Here is a 25,110-nt window from a genome sequence, read left to right as displayed (position 1 = left end):
TTTTACATTATCAGAGCAGGCTAATGTTCAACCTGTGCTTGCATTTTTTTATGTTTTTACCTTCATCTTATTTGCTTCCTACTAACACTTGCCTCTTACTTCCATACTATCGAAAAAGATTGGTCTTAGCCAGATCCAGAATATCATTGCCATGGCCATTCAGCACAGCTTTAAGCATCCAAAGAGTAAATCCTTGTGCCTGTTCTAATTTAATACTAGGCGGAAGTGACAGCTCCTGGCGGTTTACAACCACATCAAGAATGACTGGGCCGTTATGTGCAAATGCTCGTTTCACGGCATTCTCAAGATCTGCCGGGTCTTCTACACGAATTCCTTCTATTCCCATCGCCTGAGCAACATCAGCGAAATTGGGATTCTCAAGACCTGTCCCTGTTTCTAAATAGCCTGCAGCCTTCATCTCGAGTTCCACGAAACCTAGAGCATTGTTGTTAAATACAACTACTTTTACAGGTAATTTATGCTGTCGAAGTGTCAATAAATCACCCATTAACATTGAGAGTCCGCCATCTCCGGACAGGGCTACCACTTGAACTTCCGGTCTCGCAGCCTGGGCTCCAATTGCCTGAGGCAGTGCATTTGCCATCGTTCCGTGATTGAAAGATCCCAGAAGTCGTCTTTTTCCGTTCATTTCCAGATAACGTGCAGCCCATAAAGTTGGTGTACCTACATCACATGTGAATACTGTGTCCTCACTTGCGAGATTGCTTATTACTTTAGTTAGAAATTGCGGATGGATTGGCATGCTTCCAGGCTTCCCTGTTGCCAGCTTATCCAGTCCTTTGCGAACATCCTGATAATGTGAAACAAATTTATCCAGATGATGAGTGTCATGTGTTTCATTCAAAAGTGGAAGAAGTGATTCAACTGTATATTTAACGTCCCCACAAAGTCCATAGGTTAATGCTGCTCGGCGGCCTAAATGTTCCGCTCGAATATCTACTTGCAAAATAATGGCCTTTTTCGGGAAAAATTGCCTGTAAGGAAAGTCGGTACCAAGCATTAATAATACATCACAATCCATCATGGCATGATAACCAGATGAATAACCAATAAGACCCGTTAATCCCACCAAATATGGATTATCATACTCAAGATGCTCTTTCCCTCTAAGGGCAATGACCATTGGAGATTTAAGTTTGTCACAAAGCTGCATCAGCTGAGCGTGAGCTCCTTCACAACCTGCCCCGCACAATAACGTGATACGTTTACCACTATTAAGATATTCTGACAGGCTTTTTAACTCTTCATCAGATGGCCGAACAACTGGCTGTGTTAAGTGGATTACCTGTTCAGGGACACTTTCATCGTCAGCGAGTAAAGCAACATCTCCAGGAAGAACAAGAACAGAAACACCTTTTCGTGAAATAGAATGCTGTAGAGCCATCGTAACCATGCGGGGCATCTGTTCAGGTTTTGTCACAACCTCACAGAAATGACTGCACTCCTTGAATAAATGCTCAGGATTTGTTTGTTGGAAATAATCTCCTCCAATTTCATTGCTTGGTATATGTGCAGCTATAGCCAGCACTGGAATCCGACTTCGATGACAATCGTAAAGTCCATTGATTAGGTGAAGATTCCCCGGACCACTGCTTCCTGCGCAAACTGCGATGCTGTTACTTAATAATGCGTCAGAACCCGCAGCGAAGGCTGCAACCTCCTCATGCCTCACCGAAATCCATTCAATCTTTCCCGAACGCCGAATGGAATCTAAAACAGCGTTCAGCGAGTCACCCACTATCCCGTATATCCGTTTTACTCCAGCGTTCATCAAAGAATCAATCAGTAAATCTGCTATTGTTTGTTTCATCCTTTTCCTTTCCTCCTAAATATAAAAATCTTGTATTTTCATTACCCGCGTCTGGACAAAATAATAATACTTCTTATGTTAATTTCAATTTATTTACATTAAGGTTTCCTTTTTTACTGATTAATATTCTGTTGATGTAAGATTCAATTTACTAAGGCGAAAGTTTCGACTCTACCATTATTAAGTAGAAATAATGTATAACTATTTTAAAAGGATGGAAAATTTCAGGAAAACAAACAAGTCAGTTAACCCATGGGGATCGGAACCATTTATTCTTGGAGTTTGTTCAACCAGCTACTTGAGTATAATTTCAGCTGGGAGCATAGCTCAGTGGCCATAACCTTCTCAATTTCAAGCTTCTCTTTTGCGTTCTCAACCCTTTTTACAGGAAAAGTGGGGCATACGAAAACTAAGGTTTTGGTGTAAAAATCACTCGTTAGAAACATAGTTTGTCTGATTTTCATTTGAGCAAAGGCTGTGCCTAATCCCCCGGGAGTAGCTCCAATTACACCTACTGGTTTTCTATGTAGTACTGAAGACTTAGAAGGTCTAGAAGCTCAATCCAACGCGTTTTTCAACACGCCCGGAATACCTGAGTTGTACTCAGGGCTTACAATTATAATGCCGTCAACTTCTTGAATTGAAATTTTAAATGTTGTTATCGTTTCTGGATCTCCTCCAACTTCTAAATCCTCATTAAATAAGGGAAGATCTTTAAGTTCTATCTAACGAAATTCTATGGAATCCTCCTGCTCTGGCAATGCCTCAGCTATGATACAATTATAAGATTATTTTCTTAAGCTGCCGCAAATAAGGCCAATTGTGCGACTCTAATTAATAAACAGAAGGTTTTATTAGAAAAACATATGGCTTTAATCTCTATAGAGACCCATGAGTAGTAATTGGATAAAGGTTTCCATTTTAAGCAAATGAAACTCTACCTGTTTCCTCAGATACTACCAGTACAAGGGCATCACTTCGTTCAGTTAAACCTAAAGCAGAGCGATGTCGTGTACCAAGTTTTTTATCGCCTGTATATCTGTCTGAATGCGGTAGGACATTTGCTGCAGAATCGATTTGATTATGACTTACCAATACAGCACCATCATGGAGTGGATTTCCAGGAAAAAAAATTGATTCTAATAAAGAATGGGTTAACTCTGCTCCTATTGAAATACCCGGTTGAATCAAAGATTCAAGAGAATCTTCTCGTTGAATCACAATTAATCTACCATGTCTCAGATTCGACATATTTTGTACGCAAATTGATAATTCCGGATATTTGTCCGTAAACGGAGACAAATAACAGTTTAAATAAAAAGTAGCCGCTTTTATTTCAATGTGCACAAATTTTTCTTTAATTTTTTCAAAGTTTCCAAGAAGACAATTGTTTTCATTACCCATTGCTTCTAAGTTATTCTGTAATGCCGTTATTACCTGACGAATATCCTCTTTTAATATTTGTTTCATAGGTGAAAAATCGCAACTCCCATTATTTAACAGACACGCACCTCCATTTAACTCTCTATTTTCGATATATCATCCCTATTATTGTTCGCATAAAGTTCAGTCTAATAATATTTTTATCGGTTCAGGACTTGTTCAATCTATAATTTAATAATGTACTTAAGTTTGTCTACATAAGAATTATTTATTCATCTATTATAAAAAGCATGTTAGGCAAAATGAGGTTTCCATTTCTTTATTCATCTTTAACATCTATCAGTATTTTTTTATTCCATGGAAAAAGCCCGGTCATGATGAACCGGGCTTTTTCCATGGAATACTTTATACGGGATAGACCCCATGCTTACGATCGGTAAATGTCAATTGCTTACTGCTATACGCTTCAAACCGAGCGCTCAATTCATCACGCAGGTCATTCGGCTGGATGATGCCATCAACGATCATTTCAGAGGCTAAGCGGTAAATATCGATATCTTCATTATACTCATTGCGCTTCTGTTCAATGAATTCAGGGCGCTCTTCTGGTTCCATCGCATTGATTTTATTGGCATAGACTGCATTGACCGCAGCTTCAGCTCCCATGACCGCTATCAATGCCGTCGGTAAGGCAAGAACGCAGTCCGGTTCAAAGGCGGGACCGGCCATCGCATATAGTCCGGCACCATAAGCTTTACGGACGATGACGGAAATCTTGGGAACAGTGGCTTCACTCATGGCCGAGATCATTTTCGCACCATGGCGAATGATTCCTGCCCGTTCGACCTTCGTCCCAATCATGAATCCTGGAATATCCACCAGGAATAACAGCGGTATATGGAAAGCATCACATAAGTTGATGAACTTGGCAGCCTTATCAGCTGAATCATGGAACAGGACGCCGCCCTTGACTCGCGGCTGATTGGCTATGATTCCTATCGTTTGTCCATTTAGCCTTGCAAGCCCAGTGATTAATTCAGGGGCAAATAGCTTCTTGATTTCACAAAATGATTGCCTGTCTATAACCCTATCAATCAGGTCGTACATATTGAAGGCTGCATTCTGATTTTTAGGAATCAGTTCTTCCAAAGTTTTTTCGAAATCCGCAGGCAGCTCAGGTTTTACGCTTTTAGGTCTTTCTTGATAATTTCCTGGAAAATAGCTTAAGTACCTGCGCGCAAACGCGATCGATTCTTCTTCCGACTTGACAAGTACATCGCCGCATCCTGAAACGGAACAATGCATTTTCGCCCCGCCCATTTCCTCTTCGCTCACCTTTTCGCCAATGACCATTTCTGCCATTCTCGGTGAACCTAAATACATGGATGCATTGCCATCAACCATTACTACAATATCACAAAAAGCTGGAATATATGCCCCGCCTGCGGCAGACGGACCGAACAATAGACAAATTTGCGGGACTTTTCCTGATAGCTTCACTTGGTTGTAGAAGATGCGGCCAGCTCCGCGGCGGCCTGGAAACATTTCTACTTGATCCGTAATTCGTGCCCCGGCAGAATCGACTAAATAAAGAAGGGGCAGCTGTAACTTTTCGGCTGTTTCCTGAATGCGAATGATTTTCTCGACGGTCCTTGCTCCCCAGGATCCAGCTTTCACAGTCGAATCATTGGCCATGACACAGACCCTTTGACCATTGATTTTTCCGATGCCCGTAACTACACCATCAGCAGGCAGACCAACACTTGCACAATTGGCAAAGAAAGCGTCCTCTATTTCTACCCCTTCATCGAAAAGCAGCTCTAGACGTTCACGTACGAAAAGCTTTCCTTTTTCAGCGTTTTTTTGATGATACTTTTCTAAACCGCCTTTTTTAATCGTTTCAACCGTTTCAGTTAGTTTATCCGTCGTTACCATCCCTGTTCCTCCTTCAATAGAAATCATTGGCCTCTATATACCGGTTTGCGTTTTTCCTTGAATGCTGACAGACCCTCCAGTCGGTCAAGGGTTTTTAAAGTTGTCTGATAGCAGTCATTTTCAATTTGCAATCCTGTTTTCAAGTCGGTCTCAGCCCCTTGATTGATCGCCGCTTTTGCAGCCCTGAGTGCTAATGGGGCATTGACCGCAATCTCCTTAGCCAATTTTTTCGCTTCCTCAAGTAAATGTTGGGGTGAATATACATGACTGATGATTTTCAAGGCATGTGCCGTTTTTGCATCCAATCTCCTTGCCGTATAAATCAGTTCTTTCGCTGTCGGCATTCCGACTATCCGGGGCAGTCGCTGTGTACCGCCTGCACCAGGGATGATGCCTAATGACGTTTCAGTCAGCCCCACCTTTGCCGTTTCCGATGCGATGCGTATGTCACAAGCGAGTGCCAATTCCAGCCCACCGCCAAAAGCCGAACCGTTGATCGCAGCGATGACCGGTACTGGAAGGTTTTCTACAGCCGTAATCGTGTCTCCGATCAACTTGACTGTCTCCTTGACCTTATCATCATTCATACCCGCTCTTTCCTTAAGATCCGCACCTGCACAAAACGCCTTTTCACCTGCTCCCGTTATAATGACTGTTCGTAAATTGGAATCTCTCTTCAATTCATCCAGCACTTCGATTAAGCAATGAAGCAATTCTGTGGATAAAGCGTTAGCAGCATCCGGCCGATTCAAGGTCACGAAGGCAATTCCCTTTTCTTCATACCTTATATCAACTAATGAAGTCATACATTCACCTCGATTTCGCTTATTGTGCGTTATTTACAGCCATCTGATGGCTAGGCAATGGTTTTTCCAAAAAGCTTTGCACCATGGCCGCAGCCTTCAATAGCTTTTCGGGATTGATTCCTGTGTGAATCCCCATTTTATGTAGCATATGAACCAGGTCATCCGTAGCCACATTTCCGCTCGCTCCTGGTGCATACGGGCATCCCCCTAAACCTCCGAGCGAAGAGTCGAAAGTGTCAATGCCATAATTCAGTGATTCAAGGATATTTGCGAGTGCCATTCCCCTTGTATCATGAAAATGGAGGGCAATTTGGCTCATATCATATCTTTTTACAGCCTGTTCAAGGAACAGTGCAACCTGTCTTGGAGACGCGACCCCAATGGTATCACCCAACGAGACTTCATCGATGCCATATTCAAAAAGTTGATCACAAACACGGAAAACCTGATCAGTCGAAACCTCCCCTTCATACGGACAGCCGAAAACGGTTGAAACATAGCCCCTGACCGTTTTCCCGCTATTTGCTGCTGTCCTGATGACATCCTTCAATATTGGAAAGGTATCGGAAATCGACTTATTGATATTTTTTAGATTATGCGTTTCACTGGATGACATGAACACGGAAATATCATCGATATTGGCGTCAAGGGCCGACTCCAGTCCCCTTTGATTCGGTACAAGGGCCCCATAAGTGATATCAGGCTTGCGCTTTATTCCCTTAGCCACCAGGACGGCATCACTCAGTTGGGGAATCCACTTTGGGTGTACGAATGAAGTCACTTCTATATAAGATAATCCTGTATCAGAGAGCTGATCGATCCACTCCATTTTGCTTTGTGCAGGTATTATGACCTTTTCATTTTGCAGCCCATCACGGGGTCCAACTTCCTTAATTGTCACTTTTTCAGGCCAATTCATCATACCCCTCCGTCCCTTTATTCAATGACGGCCAAAACGTCGCCTTCATTTACGAAATCCCCTTCATTCACTTTTAGTTCTTTAATGGTGCCAGCTTCCTCGGCTGCAATGGGGATTTCCATTTTCATCGATTCCAAGATAATGATATCCTGTCCGTCGGTTACACTTTGCCCCTCATTTGCTACGATTTTCCAAACGCTTCCTGCCATGCTTGCCTTTAATTCTGCCATTTTATTTTCCTCCCGATCATTATGTTTTAAGTTATACAGTCAATTTTTGAATATATTTCGCAATGAAATCCGTAGTCGTATCTCCTTTGGAAAAAGCCTCATGAGAAATTATTTCCATCAGTAAAGGAAGGTTTGTTTTAATTCCTTCGATTTTATAGCTTGCCAGCGCTTCTCTTAATCTCTCAATCGCATTATCCCTCGAGTCGCCGCTCACCACCAATTTGGCGATCATCGGATCATAAAAGTGGGATACGACCGAAGTTCCATGAACCGCCAATTCATGACGGATCCCTTCACCTTCCGGAAGTTCCATGGTGGTGATCCTCCCCGGTGCCGGATAAAAGGTTTTCGGATCTTCAGCATAAATGCGGACTTCAATGGAATGTCCGTCCTGTTTAATCTCACTTTGGGTGAAATCCAATTTGTTGCCCGATGCAATTTTAATTTGCTGTTCGACTAAGTCCAGTCCCGTAATTTCTTCAGTGACAGGATGCTCTACCTGAAGGCGTGTATTCATTTCCAGGAAATAAAAATTTTTATCTGCATCAACTAAAAATTCGAGTGTGCCCGCATTGCTATAACCAATGGATTTTACCGCTTTCACTGCAGCCATTCCCATCCTGTTTCTTGTTTCTTCGTCAAGGAAAGAAGATGGAGCCTCTTCCACGACCTTCTGGTGGCGCCTTTGAACGGAGCATTCCCTTTCCCATAAGTAAACAGCATTCCCAAAGGAATCCGCCAATACCTGAATTTCGATATGACGAGGCTTCTCAATCAATTTTTCTATGAACATATCTCCATTGCCAAAAAATAATTGGGCACGTTTTTGATTCCCTTCGAAGGCTTTGGTTAGTTCATCTTCATTAGCAACGGCCTGCATGCCGATTCCCCCGCCGCCTGCTGCTGCTTTTAACATGACTGGATAGCCAATCTTTTCGGCAACGGCTGCCGCTTCTGCACTATCAATTAACGGACGTGAAAATCCAGGCACCAATGGAAGTCCTGCTTGCTCCATCTTTTTCCTTGCCTCGACTTTATTGCCCATTTGCTGAATGATCTCTGGTTTGGGACCAATGAATATCAAGCCGGCTTCTTCGCATGAACGTGCGAAATCTGCATTTTCACTAAGAAAACCATATCCAGGATGAATGGCCTCCGCTCCGGTTTCCTTAGCTATTTCCAAAATCTTATTGACGTTTAAATAGCTTTCCTGTACTCTCGGGCCACCCAATAAATATGCCTCATCCGCCAATCCCACAAAAGGCGAATCCGAATCTGCTTCCGAATGGACAGCGACAGTAAGTATTCCCAGCTTCTTGCATGTACGAATAATGCGTGATGCTATTTCTCCCCTGTTTGCGATAAGAATTTTTCGAATCATTCGATATCCTCCTTATTTAGTGCGTTCCGTTAGTAGGTCAAGAGTTTGCTGCCGAAGCTTATACTTTTGGATTTTTCCGGATGCAGTCATTGGATAAGCATCGGTAAATTGAATGTAACGCGGAATTTTATGAAAAGATATTTTCCCTTTGCAATACTCTATCAATTCTTTCTCCGTAAGGGTTTCTCCTGCTTTCAAAATGATCCATGCGGCTACCTCTTCCCCATATTTCTGATCTGGAACGCCGAGTATCTGGACATCGACAATTGCAGGGTGTTGGTAGAGGAATTCTTCAATCTCACGGGGATAAATATTTTCCCCTCCGCGAATGATCATATCTTTCAGCCGGCCAGTAATCTTGCAATAACCCCTCTCATCCATCACTGCCAAATCTCCCGTATGGAGCCAGCCTTCCGTGTCAATCGCCTGCTCAGTGGCTTCCGGGTTATTATAATAACCCTTCATTACATGGTATCCCCTCGAACAGAGTTCACCCTGCATGCCCCGCGGGACTTCCTCCCCTGTAGCCGGATCGACAATTTTCACATCCACTTTCGGCAAAGCCCTTCCCACTGAAGAAACACGAAGTTCGATCGGATCGTCCGTTCTTGTCATCGTAATTCCTGGAGAAGATTCCGTTTGACCATAAGTAATCGTGATTTCCGTGATGCCCATCTTATTCACCACGCTTTTCATGACTTCAATCGGACATGTCGAGCCTGCCATGATACCAGTCCGTAAAGAGCTTAAATCATACTGGTCAAAGTCATCGAGATTAAGTTCAGCAATGAACATCGTCGGTACACCATGAAGCCCAGTACATTTTTCGGCTTCAACTGTCTGAAGGACAACGCGTGGATTAAATTCCACAATCGGCACCATTGTTGCCCCAACTGAAACAGATGCCATCGTACCAAGGGAACAGCCGAAACAATGAAAAAACGGAACCGGGATGCATAGCCGGTCGGCTTCGGTCAGCTTCATGCACTCTGCGACATTCAATCCGTTATTGACCAAGTTGGAATGCGTCAGCATCACTCCTTTTGGAAATCCTGTCGTCCCTGATGTATATTGCATGTTAATCACATCACCTGGAGCCAATTCCTCCATCCTCATGTCGAGCGATTCCTCCGAAACGGATTCGCCTCCGCTAATGACTTCATCCCATGAAAACGTTCCAGGATAACGTTTTTCACCTAAAACGATGATATTTTTTAATTTTGGCATCTTCTCAGATTGTAATTTTCCTGGTTCTGCATTTTTCAATTCAGGTACGATTTCGTACAGCGTATCTATATATGAATGATCCTTATATTGTTCCATCAGGATGATCGTCGTCGAATCGGATTGCTTAAGCAGGTATTCCAGTTCACTTGAGCGGTAATTAGTATTGACCGTCACCAGCACCCCGCCCATTTTCGCGGTGGAAAATTGGGATATAAGCCATTCCGGTTTATTGGATGCCCAAATGGCGATATGTTCCCCTTTTTTAATATCCAGTGACATGAACCCCCTGGCAGCCTTTCGGCAAATCTTTTCAAATTCGCGATAAGAATGGCGCAGGCCTAGTTCATGGTACACAACTGCTTCATTACCACCGTATTGTTCAGCTGTCCTTTCAAGCAATTTCCCGATCGTAACATCTAGCAAATCAGACATCAAACTCCTCCTAATCAAATAAAGGTAAGAATGAACGCTTTTTGCTGTATAGATAAAATCTGCTTTTCACCCAAATGAACCCCAAGCATCAAGTTCATTTTACGTTCCGTAAAGATTAACAGCCTAATTGCCTGGCGATAACGAGTCTTTGAATTTCGGATGTGCCTTCACCAATTTCCAATAACTTAGCATCTCTTAAATAGCGTTCCACTTCATATTCACGCATGTAACCAGAGCCGCCGTGTATTTGAATCGCTTGATTGCTGGCGCGGAACGAGGTCTCACTAGCAAAGAGCTTGGCGTATGCCGCTTCCTTTGCAAAAGGTTTTTTATTGTCTTTTAACCATGCAGCCTTATATACCATATTCCTCGCCAATTCGATCTCCATCGCCATGTCTGCAAGCTTGAATTGAATGGCCTGGAAATTTGATATGGTTTTACCGAATTGGATGCGCTCTTTTGAAAAAGCTAAAGCTCTGTCAAAGGCAGCCTGAGCGATACCGACGGCCAAAGCTGCAATGGAAATCCGTCCTCCATCAAGCGTGAATAGGAATTGTTTGAACCCTTTGTCCGGATCTCCCAATAAATTTTCCTTTGGCACCCGAACATTATCCAGAATGATTTCACAAGTATTGGAAGCCCGGACTCCCATTTTTTCATAATTGCTATTGATCGTCAGCCCTTGGGTATCGGTTGGCACGATGAATGCCGAGATGATGTTTTTGCCCTTTGAATCTTTTCCCGATACAGCAGTGACAGTAACCGTTCTTGAATAGCTGGCATTTGTTATCCATGTTTTTTCGCCATTAATCACATATTCATCACCATCCAACACGGCAGTCGTTCTCGTACCGCCAGCATCGGAACCCGCATTAGGCTCTGTCAACCCGAAAGCTGCCAGGGTTTCACCGGTCGTGATTGGAACCAGATATTTTTGCTTCTGTTCTTCGGTTCCAAAATAGTAAATTGGACTTGCCCCGAGCGAAACGGCTGCGGCATAACTTAAGCCGGTTCCCCCGCACGCCTTGCCAATCTCTTCAACGGCAATGGCATACGAAATCGTATCTCCGCCCGATCCGCCATATTCTTCAGGAAACGGAATTCCAAGCAACCCGAGTTTCCCCATTTTTTTGAATACATCCTCCGCAAACATGGACTTTGCGTCCAACTCTATCGCAATCGGTTTAATTTCCTTTTCAGCAAATTCCCTTACCATTTCCTTAATCATTTGCTGTTCTTTTGTAAGTGAAAAATCCATATGTTCATTCCCCTTTCTATTGAGACCGACTAGTTGGTCTGTACAAATCAAGTTGATTGTTCAATCCACAACAACTTGGTTCTTCAGTAAAAATGGCTGGGTGATTTCCGCTTCTTTTTGTTTATCTATCAATAGGGCATTCAGAATTAAATCCACGTAAATATCACCGATTTCGTCGATCGTTTTTCCGCCGTCCCTTTTGTACCATTTGTAGGACCAGTTCACCATGCCCAGAATTGACATTCCGGTTATTTCCACTGGCAATTCGCTGCGGAATACTCCCTTGTCAATACCTTCTTTGATAACGGAAAAAATGATTTCTTTATACGTTTGACGCTTTTTTTTGATTGCTTCAACATAAGGTGGTTTTAAGTAAATGCTTTCTTGATAGAAAACTGAGATGTGTGGTTTATAGAGGTCAAAAACTTTAACAAATGATTGAATGATCTTTTGCATTTTTTCTGTTGGATGGGTACTTTCTGAAATGGCTTCCTGTGCTTTTATTAAAACATATGAAATAAAGTAATCATGGATGACAAATAAGAGTTCATCTTTGGAAGAGAAATGGTGATAAAAACCACCTTTGCTAGTTCCGCATGCCTTAACGATTTCGTTGACGGAGACACCATGAAAACCATGCTGATCGAAGAGCGTCAACGATGTTTCAATTATTTTTTCTTTTAACTCCGTAAGACTGCACCCCCTTTGTATCCGCTTACATTCCATCCAGAATAAAGAGCTTGATTATGTATAAACTGGATTTATTTAGATTTTACCAAATAATTAAAAATTGTCAATTTTTAATTATCAACAAAAAAACAGCCCTCAAAACCAAGAGCCGTCAATACAGTTTATTTAAGAAGCAGTCGATACCATGTCATTTACTACCCTTGACCGGTTTAACTTGGGCTTTTACAAGCTGCCATCCATTATTATATTTCCACACTGATTTGATCTCCAGTATCGGATCACGCTCATCGGACCCTTTTACATTTTGGATTCCGATAAGCGCTTTTCCTTTTCCAAAAACGGTCTTGAAATCCAGTGAAGAGTATGGATCAACCAAAAGCTCTGTCGGTTCATTTAGTTTTCCATTTTGATAAATGCCCAATTTATCATAAGCTTGTTTTCTGGAACTGACATCCATCACCACAGGTTTTTGACCTTCAATAATGATTTCCGCTTTGTATCCGTCCAGAAATTGTGCCATTACAGGAACGGATGGCGGTACTTCAAGCTCCTTCACTTTTCCATCCTTGAATGTATAGGCGTAACTGGATATCAACCGCTCTCTACCTTCCATCAAAACCGTAACCAATACATCCTGGACCCCATCATCATTCAAGTCGGCAACCTTTAGATCTGGATTATACCCAGCTTCAAGCGGGACGTCGATTATACGGCGATTGCTTTCCACACTTAACTCAATTTTTTTCAGAAACTTACTACCTTCCTCATAAGGCAGTCCCTGAACCTGGATGATGTCTATTTTCTGGTCACCTGTTACATCTCTTTTAGTTGAAATATATGTGCCATCCACCTGAAAATTTTTATCATGCGCTTCAACCGCTTGATAGCTCAAAAATAGTGAGATGACTAAAACCGCATATTTTAGCAGATCTAACTTTTTCATAGTGATAACCTCTCTTTTCAAAGATGAACTAATTTGACATTTGTCGCCGTTTGAACTTTCGACGCTGATCTTTCATGAAGATGGACCAGAAATAATAGAACCCAGGGACTAATATTGCAAAGCCCACGATATACGTGGCAAACACGGCCCGGAATGAGGTTGGATCGGTAAATCCTGATAGAATCGTGACATTTGGATAGATGATGTAAGGTAAATGAGCGATACCATAAACATAACTGCCGATTAAATACTGTATGATAATCGCAATGACAGCGAGGCGTGGCATCCCTTTAACCTCATGCTTAGAAAAATAGGGTAGGTACAGTGCTATCCCGCTAATGATGAAAAAAATGAGCGAGATGAATAACAATGCAGAGTTTTTCATCATTTCTTGGTAAATCCAGTTCGCTTCGTTTCTTAACGTGAGCATGACCAGCAGAGCCATGACCAACATAAGCGGTCCCGTTATCATCGCATCCCTGCGATATATTTTGTATGCTTTCATTTCATCGGCCTGTTTTGAGTAATCGGACAGGAGCAAAGAAGATAAAAAAAGCGTGCTCATAATGCCGAATCCCACAAATGCATACTCATTCGGACTCGTGAAAAGTTTAGATAAATTCAATTCTTCATTTCCTCTCACACCTTCGACAAACCCAAGATGAGTGATTGGCAATACGCTGATTAATAGCCCCGGTATGATCAATCCCGTCAATCCTGAGATATACGTTAACGCTTTTTCATATTTGTCAACGCTATGCGAGAAAACCAAGAAAGCACTCCTAATACATAGCAGAACCAATATCAGGCTCGCGGGAACGATCAAGGCTACCCCAATCGGGAATACCGCACCTGGGAATAAACTGTAAATCGCAATGACAAGACCAACAACAAAAGTATTCGTCACTTCCCAAGTTGGTGATAAATAGCTATTCGCTATCTTGGTAGCATTAGTCTCTTCCTTCTTAATGTAAGTCATTGCCCAGAAGCCCGCCCCAAAATCCATAGAGGCCATGATGGCATAAAGGAAAATAAAGCCCCAGACCAGTGTTATTGCAAGAAGAGCATCACTCATTCGCCTTCCCCCCTTTTATGAATTCGAATCGAAAAGTCTTACACCTTTCTGTTCGGCTTTATATATATCATCCATTACGGAATGACGTTTGAAATAATACAAAAGTGTAAACACGACAGAAACGCATAAAATGATATATACAATAATGAACATCGTGAATAAGAATCCAAGGTTTTCGTACGAAGTAACTGAATCCTCCGTTGTCAGCATCCTGTATATCGTCCAAGGCTGTCTGCCCGTACAGGCAAAAATCCAACCGCATTCTATCGAAATCACCGAAAGCGGCCCTGATGCAACAAACAGCCAAAGTATCCATTTCGGATATGTCTCCTTTTTCAGCCATTTATTCCATACCAATGCAAACAGTGCCAACGCGATTAAGCCTGAACCAATCATGACCATGGCATTGAATAAGATATGGACATAAAGCGGCGGCCAATACTCTTCCGGAAAATCATTCAAACCGGTCACAACCGTATCAAAGCTATTACCAGATAGAAAGCTTAATAACCATGGAAATTCAATCCCATACTTCACTTCCTGAGCTTCCCTATCGGTATAACCGAACAAGGTAAGTCCGGCATGGTCCTGTGTTTCAAACAACCCTTCTGCCGCTGCCAGTTTTTCCGGCTGTTCCCTATATAAATGCTGCGTAGTCGCATGACCGTTCAATGCCGTCAAAAACGAAAAAACCAAGCCCAAGACAATACTGAGCCTCAGTGCTTTTTGGTGAAAATTAAATTCAGCAGTGCCATATTTATTTTTCAGCATCTTATAGGCTGCGACGGACGCCACGACAAAAGCGCCTGTCGTATAAGCAGTCAGGGCCGTATGACCTGCCGTCACCAAGAAACTTGGGTTAAAAAATGCCGCCCAAGGGTCGACATCGACGATTTCCCCATTTTCAAACCGAAACCCAGCAGGTGTCCCTTCAAAAGCATGGACATTCGAAATCAAAACAGCCGAAGCCAATGCTCCGAATGCAACAAAGAATAAACTCACGATTCGGGCCCATGGCTTGATTTTTTCAGCAGCATACACATAGATTGACATGAACAGCGCTTCAACCATGAATGCATAAATCTCGATTTGGAATGGAAGCGCCATGACACGTCCTATCACTTCCATGAACCCAGGCCATAATAGTGACAGCTGCACACCCGCAATCGTACCAGTCGGAATCCCGACCCCAAGTAAAACCCCTAATGTTTTGGTCCAGCGTTTAGCCATGACGACATACTGTAAATCCTTTGTCCTTTGATACATCAATTCCGCTGCCAACATCATCATCGGCAACCCGACGCCAATCGTTGCAAATATGATATGTACAGCCATATTCGTCCCGAACATTGCGCGGGCCATTTGTATATGATCCATACTGTCTTCCTTTCTACCTCTTGTCTCTTGGTAGTATCTCCTCTGTAAAGGAAAATATTTAATAATATTCCACAAACTAATTTTTCATAGGTTTTGCGGAAGCTCGGTATTCACTTAATGATGTTTTTGGATGATTGTTTAGAATATATTCTACCGAGGTTATTTTTGGTATATATATTACGTGGAATTCACCCATGCCCTAAAAAAAATTTTTACTAAGCATTTAGATGACAAATTATTGAATATCCTTCATAAATGGTGACCCAATCGGAATAAAATAGCGTAAATCCCATATAGAAAGTGTAACAAGAGAGGAGAAAAACATTTTGTCCTTTACCAAAGATCCGTTATCACCCGAACAAATGCTGGCTGTGATCAGAAATGGCCTGGGGCCTACCCCAATCCCAAAAAAAATCATTATCATTGGTGCAGGCATGTCTGGGTTGATTGCAGCATCCCTTTTAAAACAAGCGGGGCACGATGTTACAATATTGGAAGCAACCGGGAGGGTCGGAGGGCGTGTTTTGACCATACGGGAGCCATTTTTAGAAGGTTCCTACCTTGAAGCCGGTGCCATGCGCATTCCTAATTATCATTACTTAGTTGCTGAATACATCAAGAAGTATGGTCTACGAGTCAACACTTTTGTGAATGCGACTCCTAATGATCCCATTTATGCCAATGGAATTAAGACGACCGCTGCGATATATCAGCAGAACCCGGATATACTGAGGTACCCTGTAGCTCCCCATGAAAGGGGGAAAACAGCTGAAGAATTACTCCACATGGCAATCAAGCCTGTGACTGACTTCATCATTCAAAATCCACGTAGAAATTGGGAAATAGTCATTAAAGAGTTTGATAAATACTCCATGAGCTTCTTTTTGCAGTACAATCCAGTCGGAATCAGTCTATCTACAGGGGCGATTGAAAGCATCAAAGTCCTGATGGGTTTAGAAGGATTCCCGGAACTTTCTTTTCCGGCCATACTTCGGGAGCTTATGCCGCTCTTTAATCCAGACGTGAAATTTTTTTCAATCGAAGGAGGAAACGACCGGCTTCCTTATGCCTTTCTACCGGAATTGAAGGATAATTTAATCTTCAGATATGAAGTGACAAAGATCATCCAACATGATAATCAAGTCATCATCCATTCAAAACATACTCAAAGTCAAAACCCCTTAACGGTTACCGGTGATCTTGCCATCGTGACGATCCCTCTTCAATTGCTGCAATTTATAGATATTGAACCCCGGAATTCCTTTTCCCATAATAAATGGAAGGCAATAAGGGAACTCCATTATGCTGCTTCCACAAAAATTGGACTTCAATTCACTCATAGGTTTTGGGAAAAGGAAGGAATCTTCGGCGGTAAATTGACGACAGATTTACCTATTAGATTTTCTTATTACCCCAGCCAAACGAGCAACCAGAGTGAATCCGGTCTCATCTTAGCAAGTTATACATGGGAAGATGATGCCACTTTATGGGATATCCTACCGGAAAAAGATCGAATACAACACGCATTGAAAAATTTGGCAGTGATCCATGGTAATCAAGTATATGATCATTTTTTATCAGGAGCTTCTTATAGCTGGACATTGAATCAGTATTCCTACGGCGCTTTCTCCATGTTTAAGCCTGGTCAGGAAACGGACTTATTTCCATACATCCCAACTCCTGAAGGAAGGGTCCACTTCGCTGGGGAGCATACATCAACCGTACCAGCATGGATTGAAGGAGCCATTCAATCCGGAATCAGGGTTGCACATGAAGTGACGAATCTGCCTAGAACTTTTTTCGGTGGGCCTTGAATGGACCATTTCCTTGGCTAATAAGTAACCTCATCAAGAAAGAACACTGACAAAAAACCTTCCATTTGGAAGGTTTTCATTCTTATGCCCATTCACTTTATCCCTCCTTTTGAACCGATGTCTATGACCTTAATATCCACTTCATAATTAATGTCAGCATTACTGAAAATTTCGTCCCATTTCCCCTTATTTTTCTCCCAAAACTTTGGATGCTGATTTTGCACATAACGATACAATCCTGCTACGCCTGTTTTATATTCATGCTGTAATTTGTATACTATTTTCTTAACATCCTTTTTCACTTCATTCTCGGCAATACGCTCAATCTCGTTTAAATAGGCTTTTTCAAAAGAATTTTCCTTACCATACCAATCTTCCGAAAGTCTTCCTGTGTACCCGACCTCAATATTGATCGTCAAATGGTCACCGTTCAATTCCGTCTTGACTTTCCTCCTTGTCTTATTGATCACTTCAACGCTTAAAGGCTCACCGTGTTGGACCGCTTCAATTATTCCGCCCTTTACTTCTCCATTCAACCAATTTAATGCAGCTATATCTTCATCATTCATGATACCGACCAACTTTGAATTGTTGATCACCCCTGCACCCTCCAAAATTAATTTCCCCCTCTTAATATCAACGGCCTGAATGGCAAAGCTTCCATCTGACTGCAAATTTGATGATGCTTTGCCCAGAGTTAAAGGCGGAAGTATTTTATTCGTTCTGTGCTCATTATCTTTCAATTCATAGATTACATTCGAAGGAATCTCCCCATCGTCGGATAGTCCCAAAATTTCTTTCGTCGGTCTTTTTGTTAAATAAACATGACAGCTTCTCCTTGTATTATTATCGCGTATTGACTGATTAATGATCGCTTCCATCGGGATTTTCTTTAATAAATCTTCATTAATGAGCATGATGCGCTGATGATTGGTTAATACCGTATTGGTTATGAGCAAAGAATCCCTAATGGCTTCATGCATCGTTTTGGCACTGACCGTAACATTCTTAAATTTTAATTGAGCCTGATTCTCCGAAACACTATTTCCTGGGGGCACCAGAATTTGTTCTGTTAACATGATTTCGTCTTTCTTTTTGCTTTTATCGATCCCCACTCCCACGACAAGGGATAACTCTTCTATATTTTCACTGTCCCAACAGCCTGTAAGCAAAGGAATAAGTAAGATCAACCATAATCTTTTCATCCGCTTCTTCTACTCCTTTTCACTTGAACGATTAGGAAGGTAACAATTGGCAAGCCAATCAATATAAATGGAAATAAATATCCAAGCAAATCGCTCATTTTAAAAATTTCAAGTATGTCTTTAGGGATTTTGGCCAGAAAAAAAACGATTGGAACCAAAACAATAAGGTTCGTTGTATATGAATTGTTGAAGATTCTCGTCATGCCTTCTGCTGCGAAGTAATAGTAAATCGAATGTGTTAAAAAAAACTGAAGCATCCAAGTTATTAAGAGAAATAGTTCCAAACGCTCTAAAAATATGCCTGTTACTTCATAGGACTGAATAAATGATATGGTTGGCCAAGTAACTGCAATGACTTCCGGAACAGTCAGTGTAGCCACTACCAGAACATATGTAATTATATATAATATCAGCGGGATGAAAAAACCGATTAAAACGCCATTTCTTACTTTGTTTTGATTTTTAACGACGCCAAACAAAAAGATGAAAAGTTCAATTCCAAAAAAAGACAAAGTTCCGGAGCCCATTCCTTTCATGACAGGTAGAAATCCTTTCGCAAGAACAGGCTGGAGGTTTTTTAACTCGACTACTCTGAGACTGAACAAATAAATGAGCAAGACGATGACGATTGTCAAAGGAAGAAAAAAGACACATGCCTTTGCTATGGCTTTAATTTTACCTGTCAAAAGATGCACACTCGCTAAAATCAGGGTAAGTATCACAATCTCAACCGGGGTTTCCTCCAACAAATAAAATCGGACCATTTCACTCATCGCAAGAACTTCAAAGCTGGCCACGCCTATAAAGTACACCACCACGACTAACCCAATAAGTTTGGAGAGCCACTTTCCATAGGCCTCCTCCATGTATGTGTAATAGTCAGCGACTTTATGTTTTTTTAACAGTACAACCAATAGGCATATGAAAAGGGCAATAGATATCCCATTTAGAATCAAGACGATCCATCCATCGGACGAATTGATTTTATCCGTTATCGTCCTTGGAAGCGTAAGCATCCCAATTCCTAACATACTGCATGAAATGATCGCTGCCAATTCCCCGCTAAGAATTTTGCCGTCGGATTGGCTCAAGAGAATCCCCCCCTTTTTTCCGCTTCGGTAACCGTAAGAACGCATCCTTCCAGGTTTTTTTACCTATAAAGTCCATTGGTTGAAAATAAGGTTCGTTAAAGCTGGTCAATTTTGACAAATGGCTGATAATGATGATAAAGAATAATGTGGTCCCGTATAGACCTAAAACGGCGGCAAAAACCATAGCCCCGAACCTTAATGCCCTGAATGCCAGTCCAAAACTATATTGCGGGACCGTAAAAGAGGTAATCGTCGTGATCGCAACGATTATGACCATAAGGGAACTCACAATATTGGCTTGAACGGCTGCTTGGCCAATAATGACTCCACCAACCAATCCAACCGTTTGCCCAATGGGTGCCGGGAGCCTAATGCCTGCTTCGCGAAGCAGTTCTATCGTCAATTCCATGATAATTGCCTCTACAAAAGGAGGAAAGGGAACGTTTTCCCTGGTACCTGCTATTGTCATGGCCAAACCTGACGGAAGCAATCCAGGGTTGAACGAGACCAAGGAGATATAAATCCCTGAAAGAAATACGGTAACAAATAAAGAAAAGTAGCGAAGTGCACGCAAAAAAGATCCTGCTACCCATCTTTCATAATAATCATCCGGTGACTGCAGCAGCATCGTCATCGTCGTAGGTGCCATCAATGCAAATGGCGAGCCGTCAACCATGATCGCCACCCTTCCCTCCTGCAATGCAGCCAATACTTTATCCGGACGCTCCGTATTCTGGATTTGCGGGAAAGGGGTCAGCGCTGTATCTTCAATTAATTCCTCGAGCATCCCCGAGTCTTGGAGATCGGTAGTTTTCACTTCATTTAACCGTTTATTCACTTCTTTTAACAAAGAATCGCTTGCTTTTCCTTCATAAAAGATCAACGCAACTTCCCGTTTTTCCATCGTCCCGAACTTCTGTTGTTTGACGATAAGGTTGGGATGGTTTGAGTATTGCCTTATCAAGCCGATATTTTCCTGAAGACTTTCGATAAAACCAAGCTTCGGTCCCCGGACAACCCTCTCTGTCGAAGGTTCACCCAGTGTACGTTTTTTTTCCTTTTCCAGATTCAAGACATAACCATTTACTATGCCATCTATAAATAAAAGCGTTTTCCCGTCAAAAATATGCTCTTTGGCTGTTTCATATGTTTCAACATCATCCTGTTCCCTGACTGAACAGACTTTGGAAATGACAAGTTGTTCGATAGAAACCGGATGCCTGGTTTCAACCTGGGCAGCCGATAGATCCAGGACTATCTCATTGAATGCAGGATAATCCATCGTTCCATTGACAAATACGAATAATCCCGAAACTTCATAACCGGGAATGAATATTTGTTTAAATACTACATCATCCTGCATATCCAATTCAGATTTCAATTCTTCCTGCTTTTGATCCAATTTAATATGCAAGGGTTTACTTTTCATGGTGAACTCCTTTGGTTAAATGGGGTTTTTGTATTCTCAGTTTCCTCTATTTACAATTTTTTATGCGAAAGGAAATGAAGGCAGCTTTTACACCAATTTATTTATTGAATTTCCTTTCTGAAGCGAGCGACATTAGCAACCAAAATGGTTAATTTGTAATTAAATTGCAAATGCTAGGATTATAAGCTTTAGTGCAGAGGTGACAACATTGTTTAACCGCAGAACGTTCAAAAAAAAGCCAAATCAACCAAATGAAAAAAATGAAGAATTAAATAACGTTTCGGAAGTAAGGGACCTATTCAATACCCTATCTTCATCCAATGATTTCATTAACCATCAAGGAACATATAATGGCGTAGGCTATTGGGTCTCTTTTTATCGCTCGTTGATCGATGCACAGGTACTTCATGAAAGTGTTCTTTCTGTCATACCGACTCTGGAAACGATAAATTTGGAGCAAATAAAAGAAAACGTTCCTATTGAGAATACTCTTATCACCAGTACCAAGGTTGTAATTGAAGACAGGATCATGAGAGGCGAAATTGCACTTCGTTTAGATGAAAATCTTGATGAATGCCTATTAATCAATGTTGCGGCCCAACAGGGGAGACAAGTTGAGAAACCTGAACTTGAATTTGGCATCATAAGTGCTCAAGAAGCATTTGTCGAGGATCTTGATATCAATCTGAATTTAGTCAGAAAAAGGCTTCCTGTCCCTGGATTGCAAGTAAGTGAAATGACTGTGGGATCCTTGTCTAAAACGAAAGTGGCCGTTTTATCGATAGAAGGGATCGTTGATCAGGAAAATGTTGATAATGTTATACAAAGGATCAATGACATAGAGTTTGATGAAATATTGGACGGGTCCTATCTCGCGCAAATGCTATATGATAATTCAAATACCTTGTTTCCCCTTTTTCTAAATACGGAAAGGCCTGACCGCATCGCAAGTGCATTGGCTGAAGGCAAGGTAGCCCTGTTAATCGATAGGTCGTCCTCTGCACTTATTACTCCAACCATTTTGTTGGAATACTTCATCACCATGGAAGATTATAATATGCCGTGGATTCCGGCATCCGCTTTCCGTTTATTAAGAATATTCGCGGTCGCTTTTTCGATTTTTGCCACTCCCATTTATGTAGCCGTGCTGACCTATCATTATGAACTGATTCCTAAAGATCTTTTGGAAACGATCGTCACTTCAAGGAACTTAATACCTTTTCAGCCATTGATCGAAGCATTATTCCTGGAGATCTCCATTGAGTTATTACGGGAAGCGGCTGCCAGGCTGCCAACAAAGGTAGGCCAGACATTAGGTATCGTCGGCGGTATCGTTATCGGTCAAGCCGCTGTAGTAGCTGGTTTGACCAGTAATATCTTATTGATCATCGTTGCCCTCTCGGCATTGGCATCATTTGTTACTCCCATTTATAAAATGGGTAATGCCATACGGCTGCTGCGGTTCCCCTTCTTAATCGGGGCCCAAATTTGGGGGCTGCTGGGCATTACCATAGCAGCCGTGTTTTTGATGACCCACCTTATCAAATTAACTTCTATGGGACACCCGTACCTCGAACCGATATACCCATTCCGCATGCAAGATTGGAAAGACAGCTTTGTTCGGCTTCCTTTCAATCTTTTCAAATCGCGGCCTGTAAATTTACGTCCAGATGATAGAGCCAGACAGCCACTGCCCAAAAAAGCAAGAATCAAAAAAAATGATTTTAATGAATGATCTAAATGAGGGTCCCATATGAACCAAGCTGGTGTTAATGAAAAGTATAAAGTGTCACCGTTCTATGTGTTTTTTTTAGTGCATTCCATGCAAACAGGAGTAGGCGTTTTGAGTTTTCAAAGAGTTTTAGCGAAGACAACGGGAACGGACGGCTGGATTTCGATCCTTCTGGCCGGCCTGTTCGTTCATATAATGATTTGGGTCATATATAAAATCTTCAGTATCGTTCCTGGCGATATCATTTCTGCAAATAATCAAGCATTCGGGAAATGGATAGGGAATTTCTTCAGCCTATTATTCGTTCTTTACTTTTTGATCCTTGGGATGACGGTCATGATTAGCTATATAAATGTCATACATGTATGGATGTTTGAAGAAGTCCCATCTTGGGCGTTTGCAGTGGTCTTCCTGGTTTTGATTTATTATATTCATACGGGAGGATTCCGGACTATTACAGGAATCGCCTTTTTAAGCGTCATTTTGATATACTGGCTTTTATTTGTCCTATTCTATGCCATGAAATACTCTGAATTCACCAATTTGCTTCCTGTTTTCCACCACACTCTATTGGACATATTGAAAGGAACCAGAAGTACTTCATTGACGTTGCTTGGTTTTGAAATGATCGTGATGTATTATCCGTTCATCAAAAATGCCAAAACTTCACAAAAATATGCCCATTGGGGGGCCTTAACGACAACCTTAATAACCGAATTCGTTTATTTGGTTTCACTTGTTTTTTATTCACAAAAACAGTTGGAACTGACTATATGGCCAACATTGTCTATGACCAGCATTATCGAATTGCCCTTTATCCAGCGATTTGAATATATAGATGTTTCTTGGTGGGCCATCATTATCATACCTAACATGACCATCGCCTTTTGGTCAGCAAGCCGAGGTTTCAAGCGCTTGTTCAATGTTCAGCAAAAGTATCCATTATGGGGGATGTCGATTATTATCCTGCTTACCAATGTATTTATTTTTGATATCGATTCCCTCTATATATTGCATAAAATAATCGATCCATACGGCGTACTCTTTATTGCTTTATACTTGCCTCTTCTTTTGGTCATCATCTATATAAAGAAACTGAGGAAACGTATATGAGAAAATTATTTCTTGTTATCTTGGCTTTGCCCCTCCTTTGCAGCTGTGCACAGCCAAGAGTGGTGGATGAAGTCAATATGTCCCAGGCCATTGGCTACGATATAATGAAGAATGATATTATCGAAGGAATGTTCGTCATCCCTATCTTCCAGCAGGACATGATAGGTAAATATCAAATCTTAAGCGGAACATCGACGACAACAAGTGATGTCCAGGCTGTCGTTTCCAAAAAAGCGGATAAGCCGGTATTGCTTGGACAGACACGCATTATTTTATTTAGTGAGAAAATGGTTCGGGAAATCGGAATGACAGAACTGACCGATTATCTCTATCGTGAACCACAACTTGGAAACAGGGTCATTTTGGCCATCGTTGAAGGAAAGGTCAAGAATGTCATAAATTCGAAACCACCAAATACGAATGTGAATATTGGAATTTTTTTATCAGGTTTGATCAATCAACAAATTGAAACAGGTAATGGACCGGATACTAACCTCCATCTTTTTTTAGGAAACTCTCTAGAAGATGGCGGCGATTCGTATCTTCCTTTATTTAAATTAATTAATAATGAAGTTTCGGTTTCTGGAGCCGCCCTATTTCATGAAAATAAGATGGTCAGTAAAGTCCCCACGGATGATATGTTCATTTTCAAAACATTAGTTCAACATCATAGACGCGGAATATACAAATTCAAATTAAAAGACAAGCAAGAAAGCGATATTGTAGTGGAAAGTATCCGAAGCGGTTCAAGTTATGAGGTATCCAGCTCAGAGAGAAATCCCTCGATCACGATCAAGATCAAAATTAAAGGACAAATCAAGGAATCCATGCGCAGTGAAAACCTTACCAATAGAAAGATGATAAAAAAAATTGAAAAGGAAATGGAAGCTGATATAACCAAGCAAGCAAACCGTCTTATGAAAGATTTTCAGAAAAAATCCCTTGATCCGATTGGACTGAAGGAAAAATATCACGCCAAAAATAAAAAATTGACCTATGAACATTGGAAAAAGATTTATCCGACAATGGACATTAATGTAGAAACTACAGTTAACATCATCCAAACAGGGGTTTCAGAATGATGAATTGTCGATAGGCCATTTAGAAATCTTCATCAGATCGGAAAAACTACTTTCATTTTAAATTGCTGGTGAACAGCCCATTTATTTAACTGCATGGCTGGCAGATGATTTTGAAACAGCAAAAATTGTGGTTAGCCGGATAAATGAAACTGATTAT

21 protein-coding genes and 1 pseudogene are annotated in these 25,110 nt (G+C 41.5%); 5 read left to right on the top strand and 17 right to left on the bottom strand.

Annotated features, from left to right (window positions below):
• Nucleotides 1–106 precede the first annotated feature (106 nt).
• Nucleotides 107–1,831: a ubiquinone-dependent pyruvate dehydrogenase gene (poxB, locus tag OTG27_RS10930; RefSeq protein ID WP_268936901.1), complete on the bottom strand. Its 1,725-nt coding sequence runs from the start codon at nucleotides 1,829–1,831 to the stop codon at nucleotides 107–109.
• Between the two features lie 252 nt (nucleotides 1,832–2,083).
• Here poxB and OTG27_RS10925 point away from each other — a divergent pair.
• Nucleotides 2,084–2,227 (top strand): annotated as a pseudogene (locus tag OTG27_RS10925) (oxalate/formate antiport family MFS transporter); the annotation flags it as partial.
• A 161-nt stretch (nucleotides 2,228–2,388) separates the two neighbouring features.
• Here the strand turns inward: OTG27_RS10925 and OTG27_RS10920 are convergent.
• The 13 genes from OTG27_RS10920 to OTG27_RS10860 form a co-directional block, all read right to left on the bottom strand.
• Nucleotides 2,389–2,556, bottom strand: a complete 168-nt coding sequence (locus tag OTG27_RS10920; protein WP_268937063.1) for an NADPH-dependent FMN reductase — start codon at nucleotides 2,554–2,556, stop codon at nucleotides 2,389–2,391.
• A gap of 196 nt (nucleotides 2,557–2,752) precedes the next feature.
• Nucleotides 2,753–3,334, bottom strand: coding sequence for a sporulation-specific diadenylate cyclase CdaS (gene cdaS, locus OTG27_RS10915; protein WP_268937062.1), 582 nt, complete (start codon nucleotides 3,332–3,334; stop codon nucleotides 2,753–2,755).
• Nucleotides 3,335–3,619: 285 nt separating this feature from the next.
• Nucleotides 3,620–5,149 (bottom strand): acyl-CoA carboxylase subunit beta, encoded by a 1,530-nt coding sequence (locus OTG27_RS10910; RefSeq protein ID WP_096338496.1) that lies wholly within the window; start codon nucleotides 5,147–5,149, stop codon nucleotides 3,620–3,622.
• A gap of 23 nt (nucleotides 5,150–5,172) precedes the next feature.
• On the bottom strand, nucleotides 5,173–5,955 hold the full coding sequence (locus OTG27_RS10905; protein ID WP_268936900.1) for an enoyl-CoA hydratase: 783 nt from the start codon (nucleotides 5,953–5,955) through the stop codon (nucleotides 5,173–5,175).
• A 19-nt stretch (nucleotides 5,956–5,974) separates the two neighbouring features.
• Nucleotides 5,975–6,877 (bottom strand): hydroxymethylglutaryl-CoA lyase, encoded by a 903-nt coding sequence (locus OTG27_RS10900; protein ID WP_307730058.1) that lies wholly within the window; start codon nucleotides 6,875–6,877, stop codon nucleotides 5,975–5,977.
• Nucleotides 6,878–6,891: 14 nt separating this feature from the next.
• On the bottom strand, nucleotides 6,892–7,104 hold the full coding sequence (locus OTG27_RS10895; RefSeq protein ID WP_034312225.1) for an acetyl-CoA carboxylase biotin carboxyl carrier protein subunit: 213 nt from the start codon (nucleotides 7,102–7,104) through the stop codon (nucleotides 6,892–6,894).
• Nucleotides 7,105–7,135: 31 nt separating this feature from the next.
• On the bottom strand, nucleotides 7,136–8,485 hold the full coding sequence (locus OTG27_RS10890) for an acetyl-CoA carboxylase biotin carboxylase subunit (RefSeq protein ID WP_063576330.1): 1,350 nt from the start codon (nucleotides 8,483–8,485) through the stop codon (nucleotides 7,136–7,138).
• A 12-nt stretch (nucleotides 8,486–8,497) separates the two neighbouring features.
• Nucleotides 8,498–10,135: an AMP-binding protein gene (locus OTG27_RS10885; RefSeq protein ID WP_268937061.1), complete on the bottom strand. Its 1,638-nt coding sequence runs from the start codon at nucleotides 10,133–10,135 to the stop codon at nucleotides 8,498–8,500.
• Between the two features lie 124 nt (nucleotides 10,136–10,259).
• A complete protein-coding gene (locus OTG27_RS10880; RefSeq protein ID WP_034312230.1) occupies nucleotides 10,260–11,402 on the bottom strand; it encodes an acyl-CoA dehydrogenase in 1,143 nt (380 codons plus the stop codon).
• 60 nt (nucleotides 11,403–11,462) lie between these two features.
• Nucleotides 11,463–12,128: a TetR/AcrR family transcriptional regulator gene (locus OTG27_RS10875; protein ID WP_057277749.1), complete on the bottom strand. Its 666-nt coding sequence runs from the start codon at nucleotides 12,126–12,128 to the stop codon at nucleotides 11,463–11,465.
• 151 nt (nucleotides 12,129–12,279) lie between these two features.
• Entirely contained in the window at nucleotides 12,280–13,035 is a 756-nt protein-coding gene (locus OTG27_RS10870) for a hypothetical protein (protein ID WP_098184832.1), read from the bottom strand.
• A gap of 28 nt (nucleotides 13,036–13,063) precedes the next feature.
• Entirely contained in the window at nucleotides 13,064–14,110 is a 1,047-nt protein-coding gene (locus OTG27_RS10865) for a cytochrome d ubiquinol oxidase subunit II (protein WP_268936898.1), read from the bottom strand.
• Between the two features lie 15 nt (nucleotides 14,111–14,125).
• Entirely contained in the window at nucleotides 14,126–15,487 is a 1,362-nt protein-coding gene (locus OTG27_RS10860) for a cytochrome ubiquinol oxidase subunit I (protein WP_034312238.1), read from the bottom strand.
• Between the two features lie 362 nt (nucleotides 15,488–15,849).
• On the opposite strand from OTG27_RS10860, the gene OTG27_RS10855 reads away from it, so the two are divergent.
• Nucleotides 15,850–17,301: a flavin monoamine oxidase family protein gene (locus OTG27_RS10855; protein WP_268937060.1), complete on the top strand. Its 1,452-nt coding sequence runs from the start codon at nucleotides 15,850–15,852 to the stop codon at nucleotides 17,299–17,301.
• A 92-nt stretch (nucleotides 17,302–17,393) separates the two neighbouring features.
• Here OTG27_RS10855 and OTG27_RS10850 read toward each other — a convergent pair whose 3' ends face one another.
• From OTG27_RS10850 to OTG27_RS10840, 3 genes are read right to left on the bottom strand one after another with little or no spacing between them, the layout of a single operon-like run.
• Nucleotides 17,394–18,506 (bottom strand): Ger(x)C family spore germination protein, encoded by a 1,113-nt coding sequence (locus OTG27_RS10850; RefSeq protein WP_268936897.1) that lies wholly within the window; start codon nucleotides 18,504–18,506, stop codon nucleotides 17,394–17,396.
• On the bottom strand, nucleotides 18,503–19,597 hold the full coding sequence (locus OTG27_RS10845; RefSeq protein ID WP_268936896.1) for a GerAB/ArcD/ProY family transporter: 1,095 nt from the start codon (nucleotides 19,595–19,597) through the stop codon (nucleotides 18,503–18,505). The genes OTG27_RS10850 and OTG27_RS10845 overlap by 4 nt, the downstream gene beginning before the upstream one ends.
• Complete coding sequence (locus OTG27_RS10840; protein ID WP_268936895.1) at nucleotides 19,569–21,026, bottom strand: spore germination protein; 1,458 nt, start codon at nucleotides 21,024–21,026, stop codon at nucleotides 19,569–19,571. The genes OTG27_RS10845 and OTG27_RS10840 overlap by 29 nt, the downstream gene beginning before the upstream one ends.
• 208 nt (nucleotides 21,027–21,234) lie before the next feature.
• Between OTG27_RS10840 and OTG27_RS10835 the strand changes: the two genes are divergently transcribed.
• Genes OTG27_RS10835 through OTG27_RS10825 form a run of 3 tightly spaced genes read left to right on the top strand, consistent with a single transcriptional unit; the run spans nucleotide 21,235 to nucleotide 24,953 of the window.
• A complete protein-coding gene (locus tag OTG27_RS10835; protein WP_268936894.1) occupies nucleotides 21,235–22,761 on the top strand; it encodes a spore germination protein in 1,527 nt (508 codons plus the stop codon).
• Nucleotides 22,762–22,779: 18 nt separating this feature from the next.
• Entirely contained in the window at nucleotides 22,780–23,871 is a 1,092-nt protein-coding gene (locus tag OTG27_RS10830; RefSeq protein WP_268936893.1) for a GerAB/ArcD/ProY family transporter, read from the top strand.
• Complete coding sequence (locus OTG27_RS10825; RefSeq protein ID WP_268936892.1) at nucleotides 23,868–24,953, top strand: Ger(x)C family spore germination protein; 1,086 nt, start codon at nucleotides 23,868–23,870, stop codon at nucleotides 24,951–24,953. Before OTG27_RS10830 ends, OTG27_RS10825 begins: the two co-directional genes overlap by 4 nt.
• Nucleotides 24,954–25,110 lie beyond the last annotated feature (157 nt).

Origin of the sequence: Peribacillus sp. AS_2, from assembly GCF_026891895.1 — a bacterium.
GTDB lineage: Bacteria > Bacillota > Bacilli > Bacillales > DSM-1321 > Peribacillus > Peribacillus frigoritolerans.
Note: the sequence above shows the minus strand (reverse complement) of the source record. Positions and strands in the feature narration are given on the sequence as shown.